A 14236-nucleotide genomic window follows, 5' to 3' on the forward strand; every position below is an offset into this window, starting at 1 on the left:
TTAGCCGGGGAGAATAGCACAGGCACAGTGTTCAGGCTGCGTCGGCGCCGGCTTCTGCGTCGAAGCTGATGCGCATTTCCTTCATGGCGTTGACGAAGAATGAGCGCACAAACTGGGGTTCTTCGGCAAACTTCGGGTTGCGCAGGCGCGGGATAATTTCCTCGAACATAACGTTCAGTTCCAGGCGTGCCAGGTGGGTGCCAATGCAAAAGTGCTGGCCAATGCCAAAGGAGCGCAGCTGGTTGTACAGGTCAGGCATGCGCTCGGCGCGAGTAATGTCGAATTCTGTGGCATTGTCCCCAAACACATCTTCGTCGTGGTTGGCAGCATGGTAATGGAGAATAATCTTGTCGCCGGCCTTGATCTGCTGGCCGGCGAGTTCGCAGTCTTCGGTCGCGGTGCGGCGCATGGAGATAAAGGCCGTGTTGTAGCGCAGAATTTCCTCGACGGCGTTGCTAATCTTGTCGGGGTTATCCACCAGGTATTGCAGCTGATTGGGGTTTTCCATTAGCAGGCGCATACCCTGGGCAATCACGGTGCGTGTTGACTCGTTGCCGCCCACCAGAATCAGGATAAACATCCAGGCGAACATCTCCTCGCTGACCGGCTCGCCTTGGAGTTCAGCGTCCAGCAGCGCGCCGGTGATGTTGTCCATCGGCTCCTGGCGGTGTTTCTCCACCAGTTGCATGGCATAGCCAATGGCCTCCATGGCGGCGATCTGGGCATCCTCTTCCGAGGTGGCCATATCCGGGTCATCCGCGAAAATCATGGTGTTGGTCCAGTCGAAGAACTGTTTGCGGTCTTCCTTGGGCACACCCAGCAAATCCAGAATAGCGATCAGCGGCAGTTCTGCAGCGACCTCCTCGACAAACTCGCATTCGCCGCGACTGGCGACTGCGTCGACAATGCTCTTGGCATGCTGGCGAAACATGGGTTCGTAAGAATCTACTCGCTTTGGGGTAAATGCATTGCGCACGATCCGGCGCACCTTCTGGTGCCGGGGCGGGTCCATGTTAATGATGGTGTTCTTCTGCATTTCCAGTGAAGCCTCTTCCATCTCCATGGGAAAGGCGCCGCGTTTTTCGGAGGAGAACAGCGCCGGTTGCTTGGACACCTCGTCGAGGTCCTTGATACGGGTGACAACCCAGTAGGGAATGCCCGTCAGCGGGTCTTCCATTTTTACCACTGGGCCTGCCTTGCGGATGTCGCTCAGCATCTGGTATGGCATACCATCTTTATAGGTGTCGGGGTCGAGCAGATTGGAAAAGGGGCACTGGCTCATGGCGATGTCTCCCGCAGGGCAGTTGTAAAAAGAGTAGCCAAACTAATGACTATTAGTTTGTAGGAAATTGTGGCATAGCGACCCTGACAGGTAAAGCGGGGTTGGTCTTATCTATTGGACTGGGAGGGGCGGTCAGGCGGCCCGATAGGCCAGCGCTTCTGCTATATGGGCCTCCTGAATATGCGAGGAGCCTTCCATGTCCGCAAGGGTCAGCGCCACACGCAATGTACGATGCAGCCCGCGCCCGGACAGCTTGAGCTGGCCCGCTGCCGCTTCCAGTAGCGCGCGTGGGCCCTCATGTAGCTGGCTGATTTCAAGTAACTGGTCATTACTGAGGCGGGCATTGACGCAGTGCTGACGGTGCAGTTGCCGAGCTCTGCATGCGCTCACCCGTTGGCGGATGGTCGCTGACGATTCACCGCGGCCGCCGCGGCGCAATAATTGCGCGGGTGGGAGGCGTGTGACCGGGACATGTAAGTCGATGCGGTCCAGCAGCGGGCCGGAAATACGCCCCGCATAGCGCTGAATCTGCTCTGGCGAGCAGCAGCAGGGGTGCTCCGGGTCGCCGAGGTAGCCACAGGGGCAGGGATTCATGGCCGCCACCAATTGAAAGCTGGAGGGATAGCTGACCCGGTGTCTGGCCCGGGCGAGAGTCACCTGCCCGGACTCCATCGGCTCGCGCAGCATATCCAGGCTGTGGCGGGAGAACTCCGGCAGCTCGTCGAGAAACAGCACACCGCCGTGTGCGAGCGACACCTCACCGGGCTGTGGATTGCCGCCGCCACCAATAAGCGCTGCAGCGCTGGCACTGTGGTGTGGTGATCGGAAGGGTCGCTGTGCAGATTCACCGGGCTTTGCTAAGCCACAGAAGTCGCGCAGCGCCAGAATGACCAGCGCTTCCTGTGGATCCGGTGGTGGCAGAATCCCCGGCATACGACTGGCGAGCAGGGTCTTGCCGGTGCCGGGTGGCCCTGTTAACAGCAGGTTGTGACCGCCACTGGCGGCGATTTCCAGGGCACGTCGGGCGCCTTCCTGACCCGTTACTTCGGCAAGGTCGGGCGTGTTGTTGGCCGTGGGCTGGGCGGGGCTTGTAGCAAAGGTGGGCAGTGGTTCACTGTCATTGAGGTGTGCGCATAGCGTGAGCAGGTCAGGTGCACCGAGGAGGGCGATGTCATCGACGACGCTGGCAGTGGCTGCGCAGCTCAGCGGTACTATCAGGGGCCGGTTGCATGCGCTCGCGGCAAGCGCGGCGCAAACAATGCCCGTGACCGGTTGTAAGCCGCCGTCCAGTGCCAGTTCTCCAAGACATTCGCAGTGATCCAGCTTGTCCCCCGGCAGCTGCCCGGAGGCCACCAGAATACCCAGTGCAATAGGCAGATCGAAGCGCCCGCCTTCCTTGGGCAGGTCGGCCGGGGCGAGATTGACGGTAATGCGGCGATCAGGGAATTCGAAGTGGGAGTTGAGAATAGCCGAGCGAACCCGGTCTTTGCTCTCACGGACAGCGGTCTCGGGCATGCCGACGATGTGAAACGCAGGCAGCCCGTTGGAGAGATGAGTTTCAACCCGAACAGGTGGCGCCGAGAGCCCCACCAGGGCGCGGCTGTGAACAATTGATAGTTCCATGGCTCATCCTTGAGCGCGGGGCTATTCAGATAGGTGAAAAGGCCTCAGGGGCCCTCGGACAGGGCTTCCAGTTCGGTGGTCAGTTGGGCGAGTTCGGATTCGAGTTCCGCTACCCTTTCGCGAGTGCGTCTGAGAATCTCCGCCTGCACATCAAACTCTTCCCGGCTCACGACATCCAGTCTATTCAACGCTCCCTGTGCCAGCGTCTTGACGCCTTTGTCGACCTCATCGCGCAGGCCGGACTGGCCCACCATGTCGCCGACCTGTTGGAGGACGTCCCAGGGGGGAGGAGGGGGTTTGATCGCCATGTGCCTGCCTTTTCGCTGTGCCTTGGCTGCAGATTCTAGAGGATTTCCCGGGGTATACCCAGATCAGAAGCGTCCACGGGTGGCGAATTCTGATGCGCTTTCCAGTGTGCGTCATTTTGGTGCACCAAGATGGTGCGAGTGACAACATTGGTGCACGCGCGGTGCCTTCTTTGCGCAGGAATACTGCTGCAGGAGCGTCGTTTTAGTGTTAAGTAATTGATATTAATAACTAATAAAGACTTTGGCACACCATCTGCAATTACTCGGGTGGATTTGTATAGCGCGCACAACGTGCCCGAAATTAGACGAAGCAATACCAATCTGACACTCAAAACGATTTTTGGAGATTTGGAACATGTTGAAAAAAGTACTTCCCGCTGCCGTTGCCGCCTCGCTGCTGGCTGGCGCGACTGCAACTACAGTACAAGCGGCTGAAATCAGCGCCAATGTAGCCCTGACCAGCGACTACCGCTTCCGCGGTATTTCCCAGTCCGACGAAAGCATCGCCCTGCAGGGTGGTTTCGACCTGGCGTTCGATAACGGCATCTACGTTGGTACCTGGGGTTCGTCCGTAGACTTCGATTCCAATGACGGCTTCGACGGCTCTCTGGAACTGGACTACTACGTGGGCTGGGGCATGGACATTGGCGAGAACTCCGCCATTGACGTTGGCTACCTGTACTACGATTACCCCGGAGATGATGGCGCCGAGGGCGACTACCAGGAGCTCTACGGTTCCTTCTCATTCTACGATTTCACCGTGGGCATGGCGTACTCTGACGACTACTACGGCGAGACCGATACTTTCTTCTACTACTACGCTGACTACAGCCTGGGCCTGGGTGAGAACTTCTCCCTGGACTTCCACGTTGGCTTCAACGATCTTGAAGAAGATGGTGGCTTCCTGGCAACCAGCGAAGATTCCTACACCGATTACTCTGTTGCCCTGAGCACTTCCTGGCTGGCCGTTGACTGGTCCATCGCCTACGTGGGCACCACTCTGGATGAAGAAGACGTGTTCGACACCGATTGGGGCGAAGACACTGTTGTATTCACCGTTTCCAAGAGCATGTAAGCACGTTTGAAGGCTTATCCCATGGCGCCCCCAGTGGGCGCCATTTAAGAACTCCAGGAGAGAAACATGAAACTAATCACGGCTATTGTGAAGCCCTTTAAGCTGGACGACGTGCGCGAAGCATTGTCAGAAATCGGCGTGCAGGGCATCACCGTGACTGAAGTAAAAGGTTTTGGCCGCCAGAAGGGGCACACTGAGTTGTACCGTGGCGCGGAGTACGTTGTCGACTTTCTGCCGAAGGTGAAGATCGAAGTGGCCGTTGCCGACAGCGTAGTCGACCAGACCATTGAAGCCATTACCAAGGCAGCCAATACCGGCAAGATTGGCGACGGTAAAGTCTTTGTATCACCGCTTGAGCAGGTTATCCGTATTCGTACGGGCGAAACCGGCGAAGAAGCCATCTAACCCTTTTACTGTCCGTAGAGAGTATTCCCATGGAAAACAATATTTTCGAACTACAGTACGCAATGGACACGTTCTACTTCCTTGTCTGTGGCGCACTGGTTATGTGGATGGCAGCAGGCTTCGCAATGCTCGAAGCTGGTCTGGTCCGTTCCAAGAACACAACTGAGATTCTTCTCAAAAACGTTGCCCTGTTCGCAGTGGCATCCACCATGTACCTGGTTTGCGGGTACCACTTCATGTACGACGGTGGCATCTTCCTGTCGGAAGTAACTACTGTTGCTGGTATGGATGACGCGGCTGTCGCTGCTGTACTGGAGGCCTCGAAGGAAGCTGGCTTCGCCGATATGGGTGAATATGCCGGTGCTTCTGACTTCTTCTTCCAGGTGGTATTTGTTGCAACCTGTATGTCTATCGTGTCCGGTGCTGTGGCCGAGCGTATGAAGCTGTGGGCCTTCCTGGCTTTTGCGGTTGTCATGACTGGCTTCATCTACCCGATCGAAGGCGGCTGGACCTGGGGTGGCAAGGCTGTTCCCTTCATCGGCGAACTGAGCTACTCCGACTACGCGGGCTCCGGTATTGTTCACATGGCAGGTGCTGCTGCAGCCCTGGCTGGTGTACTCCTGCTGGGCGCACGTAAAGGCAAGTACGGCCCCGAAGGCCAGGTTAACGCCATTCCCGGTGCCAACCTGCCGCTGGCGACCCTCGGTACCTTCATCCTGTGGATGGGCTGGTTCGGCTTCAACGGTGGCTCTACCCTGAAACTGGGTGGCATCGGTGTTGCCAACGAAGTTGCTAACGTTTTCCTGAACACTAACGCCGCCGCTGCCGGTGGCCTGATCGCCGCCCTGATTGTTGCGCGAATCATGTTCGGCAAGGCTGACCTGACCATGGCTCTTAACGGTGCGCTGGCTGGTCTGGTGGCGATTACTGCTGAACCTGCTGATCCCTCGCCCCTGCTGGCGACCATTATCGGCGCGATTGGCGGCATCATTGTAGTGTTCTCCATCGTGACTCTGGACAAGCTGAAGCTCGACGATCCTGTTGGTGCCATCTCCGTACACGGTGTTGTGGGTATCTGGGGCATCTTCGCGGTACTGCTGTCCGATTCCGACGCGACCTTCATGGGTCAGCTGGTAGGTACCCTGGTCATCTTTATCTGGGTATTCGCAGCAAGCTTCATCACCTGGTTCGTACTGAAAATGATCATGGGCATCCGTGTCACTGAAGAAGAAGAGTACGACGGTGTCGACATCCACGAATGTGGTGTGGAAGCCTACCCGGAATTTACCAAGTCATAACCATCTTGCGGGCGCATTGTATAATGCGTGTACTTGGGGGGCCTTTTGGCCCCCTTTTTTTATTTACAAGGATGTAATGTACGTCCGCAGGAGCCATGGATGGCGGGCGGACGTGGTTGGGAATAAACACCTAACCCTTCATAGCTCATGGGAGCCATGGATGGTGATCGGACGTGGCTGGGAATGAAAGCCCAACTCGTCCCAGCTCCGCAGCAGCCAGGAAGGCGCATCCCTAACCATCCCCCTCTCAATTTACATGCCCGCCAATAGCTCCTATAGTTATCCGCTCGCAACCAAGGAGTCGCTGCATGAAACTGGTCTCAGCCATTATCAAGCCTTTCAAACTGGATGACGTGCGTATGGCGTTGTCACAGATCGGTGTCCAGGGTGTCACAGTGACCGAGGTGAAGGGCTTTGGCCGGCAGAAGGGGCACACCGAGCTGTATCGCGGAGCCGAGTACGTGGTGGATTTCCTGCCCAAGGTGAAGCTTGAGATTGCGGTGGCCGACAGCGATGTTGAAAAGGCCATCGAGGCGATTATTTCGGCCGCCAACAGCGGCAAAATCGGCGACGGCAAGATCTTTGTTTCGCCTCTCGAGCAGGTGATTCGGATTCGTACCGGCGAGACCGGCGAAGACGCTATCTAGCCCGGATTAGCTGGAATTAGCGGCCGCTATCCGCGCAATCGCTGCGGGTAGTTCTCCCAGTGAAGTAACTTCTTCGTGTGCTCTTGGCCCGTCGGGCCAGGGCGTGTCGCGGAGGTTCATCCACACGGTATACATCCCCACCTCCAAAGCTCCGCGCACATCGTGATCGGGGTTGTCCCCCACATGGACAATTTCATCGGCGCGGGCACCTGAGCGCGCCATCGCGGCCTGAAACATATCCGGCGCGGGTTTGGCTGAGCCAAATTCCTCCGCCAGAAAAGCAAAATCAAAGTATTCCCCGGCGTCGGTTTTGTAGATGTCGGCGTTGCCATTGGTCAATGCGCCAATACGATAATCCCGCGCCAGTGCCTGCAGAACATCGAGGGCCTGTTCATACAGTTCGACTCGGTGTCGCTCATTCAGGAATGCCGCGAAGCCCGCCTCGGCGCCCGCCTCCGCCTGCCGCTCGTCGTACCCAGCTGCCTGCTGTAGCTCCCGCAGCATCTGCATGCGCATGGCAGTCACGTTGTGAATCAGTTCGGGGTGGCGCTTCCAGAGATCTTTTTTAAACGCCCATAAAGCCTCGTGATCATAGCGCTCGATGGTGCCGGGGCGGTGTTCCAGCAGCCAGGCGCGCTGGGCCTGCTCGGCCCGAATCAGGGCAGGCTCGACGTCCCAGAGGGTATTGTCCAGATCGAAGGTAATGACCTTGATACTCATGTTTTGTCCTGTTTGCGCCGCTTGGCTCGGGGGTGGGCGGCATCGTACACCTTGGACAGATGCTGGAAATCCAGGTGTGTGTAAATCTGGGTGGTGGAGATATTGGCGTGCCCGAGCAGCTCCTGGACGGCGCGCAGGTCGCCGGAGGATTCCAGCATGTGGCTGGCGAACGAGTGGCGCAGCATATGCGGGTGCACGTCCTGATGCATGCCGGCCTTGCGGCCCTGCAGTTTTAGACGCGCCTGAATATTGCGTTCGCTGATGCGTTTGCCGCGGTTGCTGGTAAAGAGCGCGCCATCATCGTCACCGGCCATGGCCGGTGGTCGCGCTGCCAGCCAGGCGTCAATCGCCTCGAGTGCAGTAGAGCCTACCGGCACCGTGCGGGTTTTGCTGCCCTTGCCGGTCACGGTGAGCAGGCGTGAGTCGCGGTCAAAGTCGTCTACATCAATGGCTGCCAGCTCCGCCAGGCGCAGACCCGAGGAGTAGAACAGCTCAGCCATTGCGCGATCGCGCACGCTGGTGGGGTTGTTGTCGTCGAATTCCAGGTAGCGCCCGACCTGGTCGGCGTCGAGTGTCTTGGGCAGTTTGCGCGGCTTGCGCGGTGCCTGCACGCTGGCCGCCGGGTTGCGGGGGTGGCCGTTCTCTCTGCCGAGAAAGTTGAAAAAAGAACGGGCTGCCGACAGGCTGCGCTGGATACTACTGCCGGCCAGGCCGCGGCGATGCAGCAGGCTGATCCAGGCGCGGATATCCGCCTCGTTCAGCTCGGCTGCGCTGGCGCGTTGATTATTGCTGGCCCAGGCCTGCAGCGATTGCAGGTCGCGTTGGTAGTTGGTGAGGGTGTGAGTTGAGAGCTGGCGTACGTCCCGCAGGTAGTCGATAAACCGCTCGCAGGATCGGGCCAGGGCCTCGTTCACATCAATCCGCCGTGTCTAACTTGGGCAGCAGGCGCACAATGACTTCGGCAATATGCGACAGGAACAGGGTGCCCATGCTGCTGCTGTATTTGCCGGCATCGGAGCTGCCCACCGCCAGCAGGCCGATTTCACCGTTCTTGACCAGTGGCATGAGGGCCGCCGAGCCCACTTCGCCGGCATTCGGGAACAGGTAGTTGAGTTCTTCCTTGCGCAAGACACCGCAAACGGGCTTGTTGCCGCGCAACAGGCTGCCGATTTCGATTTTGGCTGACTCCAGGCTCTCGATACGGCATTCGCCGGCGCTGCCCGGCTCGCCAAAGAGAATCATGCTGGCGTGTTCGACTTTGAAGTGTTCCGCCATAGATTGCATGAAATGCTGATAAAGCTGCTCCCGGTTTCTGGCGTCGAGCAGTGACAGCACCAGCGCACGGGTCTGGTCGTAAAGCTTGTCGTTGTCGCGCGCATTGGCGGTGAGGGTGTTGAGGCGGTGGCGCATTTCCATGTTGCGCTCGCGCAGTACGCTTACCTGTTTTTCGACCAGCGATACCGCTGAGCCGGACGCGTGGGAAATATGCAGATGATCGAGCATATCCGGGTTGCGCTGGAGGAAATCGCCGTTTTCCTTGAGGTACTCCCTGACCTGCTCGTCGCTCAGGTCCAACTCGGCTGTGGCCGCCTGGGCTGGCTCGTTTCCTGCTGACATAGTGTCGCTCCCCTGCTGCTGGGGGCGTATGCCCCTCAGACTTTTATTGTTCCCTCGAACACCACCGCGGTGGGTCCGGTCATAATCACTCCGTGGCCGTCCCCGGGCCAGGATATGGACAGCTTACCCCCGGGCAGCTGAACTGTCACGGAATCCCGCAGCCAGCCGCGCTTGAGGCCGTATACCACGGCGGCGCAGGCGCCGGTGCCGCAGGCCAGGGTTTCGCCTACACCGCGTTCAAACACGCGCAGACGAATTTCACGCTCGCTGATGACCTGCATAAAGCCGGCGTTCACGCGCTCAGGAAAATCGCCGTGGTTTTCGACCTGTGGACCCAGACTGTCCAGGTCCAGGGCGTCGACGTCGTCGACCCGGGTCACCGCGTGGGGGTTGCCCATGGAGACCGCGCCGATTTCCAGCGATTGGCCAGCGGCCTCGATCTGGTAGCTGTCCTGCTCCGCTGGGGCATTGAAGGGAATGCGCGCGGGTATCCACTCGGGCGCGCCCATGTCCACCTCAACCTGATGCTGATCGCGGACGCGCAGGGTAATGACGCCGCTGGCGGTTTCCACGCTAATCACCTTCTTGGCGGTCAGCTTTTTGTCGCGTACAAAGCGGGCAAAGCAGCGGGCGCCGTTGCCACATTGCTCTACCTCGCCGCCATCGGCGTTGAAAATGCGGTAGCGAAAATCCACATTGGGGCTGCCGGGAGGCTCCACCAGCAGAATCTGGTCGCAGCCCACGCCAAAGCGCCGGTCGGCGATCTTGCGAAAGTCCCGGGACCGGAGTTTGCAACGCTGGCTGATCAGGTCGATGACGACAAAGTCATTGCCCGCGCCGTGCATTTTGGTGAACTTCAAAATCATAGGGCTAGTGTAGCGTTTACTCCGGCAGGCGACACTCGCCGCGCACCATGTCCTCGAACACCTCGCGGGCGCGCACGACGTGTGCCTGGTCGCCATCGATCATGATCTCGGCCGCCCGCGGGCGCGTGTTGTAGTTGGAGCTCATGGTAAACCCGTAGGCACCTGCGCCCGACAGGGCCAGCAGATCCCCTGGGGCCAGGGTCAATTCCCGCTCTTTGCCGAGAAAATCTCCGGTTTCGCACACGGGCCCGACCACATCCCACTGGGCTGTCTGGCCCTGTGCGCCGCGGTCCACCTGGCGAATATCCAGCCAGGCCTGGTAGAGCGCCGGCCGGATCATGTCGTTCATGGCGGCGTCCACCAGGGCAAAGTGGTGGGCCTCGGTGGTTTTCAGGTAGTTCACCCGGGTCACCAGCAGGCCCGCATTGGCGGCAATGGAGCGGCCCGGTTCGAAGACCAGCTGCAGTGGCCGGTCGCCCAGTTCAGCGCGCACGGCGCCAATGTACTCGGCCACCGAGGGCGGTTGTTCATCCTTGTAGCAGACGCCGAGGCCGCCACCCAGGTCCAGGTGATGTAGGGTAATACCTTCGGCTGCCAGTTGATCGACCAGCGCCAGCAGGCGCTTGAGGGCGTCGATGAACGGGCTGATCTGGGTGAGCTGCGAGCCAATATGGCAGTCGATACCCACAACCTCGATGGCGGGCAGTTCAGCGGCGCGACGGTAAACCGCCATGGCCTCGTCAGTATTCACGCCAAACTTGTTTTCGCGCAGGCCCGTCGAAATATAGGGGTGCGTCTGGGCATCGACATCGGGGTTAACCCGCACGGATACGCGGGCGACCGTGTTTTTGTCCGCCGCAACCTCTGCCAGAACTTCCAGCTCCTGGGCGGATTCGAGGTTGAAACACGCGATGTCCAGATCGAGGGCGCGCGCCATCTCTGCGGGGGTTTTACCCACCCCGGAAAAAACAATCTTCGCCGGATCGCCACCGGCCGCAATCACACGCTCCATCTCTCCGCCGGAAACAATGTCGAATCCCGCGCCCATGCGCCCCAGCACATCCAGTACTGCCAGGTTGGAATTTGCTTTTACCGCGTAACAAATGAGGTGATCGGCACCTGCCAGGGCATCCTGGTATTCCTTGAAGCGCGCCTCCAGGGCAGCGCGGGAGTATATGTAGCAGGGGGTGCCAAATCGCTCCGCGATGGCGGCAACCTGCATGTCCTCAGCGTAGAGTTGATCATCGCGATAGGTGAATTGATCCATGGTTTATTCCGTCGGTTCGGTGGGAGTGGCGTCGGCAGGTTCTGCAGGCGGCGCTTCAGGCGCGGGCTGTGAAGCCCGGGGAGGTGCTTCGCCCGGCAGGTACAGTGGCCCTGTCTGGCCACAGCCCGCGAGCGCGGCTATCAGGCCCAGTGCAGCTAACAATCGCATGGTGCTTCCCCAAAATGCAAAAGCGGCGATTATACCTGCCGGTAGTAAGCGGTGCGAGCAGCGCTTATTATGGGCGTCCACACTCATCGCATTGGATTGATCGTGATATCAGAGAGCGAGTTTGGTGAGCGCGTTGACGCCACCTTTGAAGCAGTAGAGTTGGCCCTCGACGAGATCGATAGCGATCTGGACTACGAGACCGGTGGCGGCGTTCTCACTGTGGATTTCGAAAATGGCACCACCATGGTCTTCAGCCGGCAGCCACCCGTACGGCAGCTATGGCTGGCGGCCCGCTCTGGCGGTTTTCACTTTGAATACGACGCCGAAGCCGGTGATTGGCGCAACACCCGCGACGGCCAGCTGTTCCGCCCGTTCGTGATTGAACAAATGCGCGAACAGGCCGGCCTGGAGTTCCAGTGGCAGTAAAACGGTTTGCCGGTACCTGCCTCCTACTCGCCAGCCTGCCTGCGGCAGGGCAGGGCAACGAGCCGCTGTACGCCAAAAACCTGAGCCCGGTCAGTGGCCTGTTCGGCCTACCCAGTCAGCGTTTTGCCGGTACTGGCCCCGCCGGTGCGCTCGATATCAACCTGCACACCAGTATCGCCAACAATTACGTGGCCGAGTTTCGCGGTGACGAGCAGGTCAACCTCGATGGCGAAACCCTGCGCATGGCGCTGGAGTTCCGCTACGCCCTGGCCGACAACTGGGATCTACAACTGGAAGTACCCTGGCTGGACCACTCCGGCGGCTTTCTCGATGCCACTATCGACGGCTGGCACGACTTCTGGGGCATGTCCGACGGAGGTCGTTCCCGGGTTGAACGCGATTTACTGGATTTCAGCTATGCCGGCCCCGATGCCCGGTTTGTGTTGCTCGACGATGCCTCCGGCGTCGGCGACAGCACGCTGACCCTGAGCTGGCAGTTTGCCCGCGACGATATTTTTGCCGCCAGTGTGGCCGCCGGCTACAAGTTCGCCACCGGTGACGAGGACGATTTCCTCGGCAGCGGCGAAGACGATGGCTATCTGGTAGTGCGCTTCTCAGGCGATCATCGCAACAATGACGTCCCGCTGCGCTGGCATGGCCAGGCAGGTTACCTGTACGCCGGCGAATCTGATCTCTTGGGCAAGGCCCAGGAGCAGGATTTATGGTTTGTTGGCCTCACCATGGACTGGGTGCTTAATCCGCGCTGGTCACTCATCGGTCAGCTCGACGCCCACGCCGCGCCCATGAACAGCGAGATCACCTCGCTAGGCGACGAGGCCATTATGCTCACCGCCGGCGTCCGCTGGCGCTTCGCGCCGGCTTGGGCCGTCGATTTTTCCGTCGTGGAAGACGTGCAGGTGGAAACCGCCCCCGATGTTACTTTCCAGGCCAGCCTGCGGTACCGGGTTAACTAGCGTTTCTTTGTTTACGTGGAGCTCCGCGGCCGCAGCCGCGGGAGCAAGCCATGCGGCAGTGAGGCAGAGCTGAAACCGCCGCGAAGGGGCAGCGGGTGAAGCCGTTATCGCTGATCCAGCAATGCGTTTGCGCGCACCGCAGCCGCAGCTACCTGCGCTGGCGCCGTGCCACCGAGGTGATCCCGCGCCCCAATTGAGCCTTCCAGCGTCAGCACATCGAACACATCCTCGCCGATGTCTGCACAGAAGCCCTGCAGTGTCGCCAGGTCCATCTCCGCCAGATCCAGCCCCGACTCAACGCCGTGGGCCACCGCCTTGCCCACCACCTCGTGAGCGTCGCGGAAGGGCAGTCCCAGGCCTACCAGGTAGTCCGCCAGATCAGTGGCAGTTGAGAAGCCCGAGCGGGCTGCTTCGCGCATATTCACTTCACGCGGCTTGATCGCAGGCACCATGTCGGCAAAAGCGCGCAGGGAATCCAGTACCGTGTCGATAGTGTCGAACAGCGGTTCCTTGTCTTCCTGGTTGTCCTTGTTGTAGGCCAGCGGCTGGCTCTTCATCAGCGTGAGCAGGGAAATCAGGTGGCCATTAACTCGGCCCACTTTGCCGCGCACCAGTTCCGGTACGTCCGGGTTTTTCTTCTGGGGCATGATCGATGAGCCCGTGCAGAAGCGATCCGGCAGCTCGATAAAATTGAATTGCGCTGAGGTCCAGATGACCAGTTCCTCAGACATGCGCGACAAATGCGTCATCAGCAGTGAGGCGAATGAGCAGAACTCGATGGCGAAATCGCGATCCGAGACCGAGTCCAGCGAGTTTTCTGTGGGTTTGTCAAAGCCCAGGCTGGCCGCCGTCTGGGCGCGGTCGATCGGGTAGGTCGTGCCCGCGAGTGCGGCGGCTCCCAGCGGTGACTGGTTCATGCGTGCCCGGCAGTCCATAAGGCGGCCGTAGTCGCGTTCCAACATCTCGTTCCAGGCCAGCAGGTGGTGGCCGAAGGACACCGGTTGGGCCGTTTGCAGGTGGGTGAACCCTGGCATGATGGTCGCAGTGTTATCCGCGGCCAGGCCAATCGTGCCGCGCTGCACGCGGGTCAGCTCCTCGGCAATGCGGTCAATGGCGCCGCGCAGGTACAGGCGGATATCGGTTGCGACCTGGTCATTGCGCGAGCGGCCCGTGTGCAGTTTTTTGCCGGTAATGCCAATCAGCTCTGTCAGGCGTGCCTCAATGTTCATGTGCACGTCTTCCAGTTCAATCGACCACTGGAATTCGCCCGCTTCGATTTCTGCAGCTACCTGATCCAGGCCGTCCTGGATCTGCTGGAGTTCTTCTGCACTCAGAACGCCAACGCTGGCGAGCATGCTGGCGTGGGCACGCGATCCCGCGATGTCTTCGGCAGCCATACGTTGATCGAACGTGACCGAGGCCGTATAGCGTTGTACGAAGCTGTCGGTAGGTTCGCTGAAACGTCCACCCCAGAGTTTGCTGGTGTCCTTGTCGTTGCTCATGGCCTGTCCTGTCCTGTTGCCGCTGCCAGTGGTAAGGGCCGCGAAGTATACCAGCTTC

General features: G+C 59.5%; 16 protein-coding genes. 6 read left to right on the top strand and 10 right to left on the bottom strand.

Translation table 11 applies throughout. The features are described 5' to 3' along the window. Positions 1-31: 31 nt before the first annotated feature. The 3 genes from BST95_RS05635 to BST95_RS05645 form a co-directional block, all read right to left on the bottom strand. Positions 32-1282, bottom strand: coding sequence for a cytochrome P450 (locus BST95_RS05635; RefSeq protein WP_084198501.1), 1251 nt, complete (start codon positions 1280-1282; stop codon positions 32-34). 132 nt (positions 1283-1414) lie between these two features. Continuing rightward, entirely contained in the window at positions 1415-2905 is a 1491-nt protein-coding gene (locus BST95_RS05640; RefSeq protein ID WP_084198502.1) for a YifB family Mg chelatase-like AAA ATPase, read from the bottom strand. Positions 2906-2949: 44 nt separating this feature from the next. Next, positions 2950-3213, bottom strand: a complete 264-nt coding sequence (locus BST95_RS05645) for an accessory factor UbiK family protein (protein ID WP_084198503.1) — start codon at positions 3211-3213, stop codon at positions 2950-2952. A 355-nt stretch (positions 3214-3568) separates the two neighbouring features. Here BST95_RS05645 and BST95_RS05650 point away from each other — a divergent pair, with 355 nt between their 5' ends. The 4 genes from BST95_RS05650 to BST95_RS05665 all read left to right on the top strand — a co-directional run bounded on the left by BST95_RS05650 (position 3569) and on the right by BST95_RS05665 (position 6638). After that, positions 3569-4288 carry a TorF family putative porin gene (locus tag BST95_RS05650; RefSeq protein WP_066055691.1) on the top strand — a complete coding sequence of 240 codons (720 nt, stop codon included), beginning with the start codon at positions 3569-3571 and terminating at the stop codon, positions 4286-4288. A gap of 66 nt (positions 4289-4354) precedes the next feature. Next, a complete protein-coding gene (gene glnK, locus BST95_RS05655; RefSeq protein WP_066055687.1) occupies positions 4355-4693 on the top strand; it encodes a P-II family nitrogen regulator in 339 nt (112 codons plus the stop codon). A 29-nt stretch (positions 4694-4722) separates the two neighbouring features. After that, on the top strand, positions 4723-5991 hold the full coding sequence (locus BST95_RS05660; protein ID WP_084198504.1) for an ammonium transporter family protein: 1269 nt from the start codon (positions 4723-4725) through the stop codon (positions 5989-5991). Between the two features lie 308 nt (positions 5992-6299). Next, on the top strand, positions 6300-6638 hold the full coding sequence (locus tag BST95_RS05665; protein ID WP_084198505.1) for a P-II family nitrogen regulator: 339 nt from the start codon (positions 6300-6302) through the stop codon (positions 6636-6638). Between the two features lie 6 nt (positions 6639-6644). Here the strand turns inward: BST95_RS05665 and BST95_RS05670 are convergent, their stop codons facing one another. The 6 genes from BST95_RS05670 to lptM are packed head-to-tail and all read right to left on the bottom strand — an operon-like array spanning position 6645 to position 11276. Further along, positions 6645-7358 carry an HAD family hydrolase gene (locus BST95_RS05670; protein WP_084198506.1) on the bottom strand — a complete coding sequence of 238 codons (714 nt, stop codon included), beginning with the start codon at positions 7356-7358 and terminating at the stop codon, positions 6645-6647. Next, positions 7355-8272 carry a tyrosine recombinase XerC gene (gene xerC, locus BST95_RS05675; protein ID WP_084198507.1) on the bottom strand — a complete coding sequence of 306 codons (918 nt, stop codon included), beginning with the start codon at positions 8270-8272 and terminating at the stop codon, positions 7355-7357. Before xerC ends, BST95_RS05670 begins: the two co-directional genes overlap by 4 nt. A gap of 1 nt (position 8273) precedes the next feature. Continuing rightward, the gene (locus BST95_RS05680; RefSeq protein WP_084198508.1) at positions 8274-8975 is read right to left on the bottom strand and encodes a DUF484 family protein; all 702 of its coding nucleotides are present in this window, start codon (positions 8973-8975) and stop codon (positions 8274-8276) included. A gap of 35 nt (positions 8976-9010) precedes the next feature. After that, positions 9011-9841, bottom strand: a complete 831-nt coding sequence (dapF, locus tag BST95_RS05685) for a diaminopimelate epimerase (protein ID WP_084198509.1) — start codon at positions 9839-9841, stop codon at positions 9011-9013. Between the two features lie 16 nt (positions 9842-9857). After that, a complete protein-coding gene (lysA, locus tag BST95_RS05690; protein WP_084198510.1) occupies positions 9858-11108 on the bottom strand; it encodes a diaminopimelate decarboxylase in 1251 nt (416 codons plus the stop codon). 3 nt (positions 11109-11111) lie between these two features. Beyond that, positions 11112-11276: an LPS translocon maturation chaperone LptM gene (gene lptM / locus BST95_RS21315; protein WP_102106370.1), complete on the bottom strand. Its 165-nt coding sequence runs from the start codon at positions 11274-11276 to the stop codon at positions 11112-11114. A gap of 102 nt (positions 11277-11378) precedes the next feature. On the opposite strand from lptM, the gene cyaY reads away from it, so the two are divergent. Both cyaY and BST95_RS05705 read left to right on the top strand, forming a co-directional pair. Then, positions 11379-11702, top strand: coding sequence for an iron donor protein CyaY (gene cyaY, locus BST95_RS05700; RefSeq protein ID WP_102106395.1), 324 nt, complete (start codon positions 11379-11381; stop codon positions 11700-11702). Continuing rightward, on the top strand, positions 11693-12676 hold the full coding sequence (locus BST95_RS05705) for a DUF3187 family protein (protein ID WP_084198511.1): 984 nt from the start codon (positions 11693-11695) through the stop codon (positions 12674-12676). The genes cyaY and BST95_RS05705 overlap by 10 nt, the downstream gene beginning before the upstream one ends. A 104-nt stretch (positions 12677-12780) precedes the next feature. Here BST95_RS05705 and argH read toward each other — a convergent pair whose 3' ends face one another. After that, entirely contained in the window at positions 12781-14178 is a 1398-nt protein-coding gene (gene argH, locus BST95_RS05710) for an argininosuccinate lyase (protein WP_084201060.1), read from the bottom strand. Positions 14179-14236 lie beyond the last annotated feature (58 nt).

Origin of the sequence: Halioglobus japonicus (assembly GCF_001983995.1) — a bacterium.
GTDB classification, from domain to species: Bacteria; Pseudomonadota; Gammaproteobacteria; order Pseudomonadales; family Halieaceae; genus Halioglobus; species Halioglobus japonicus.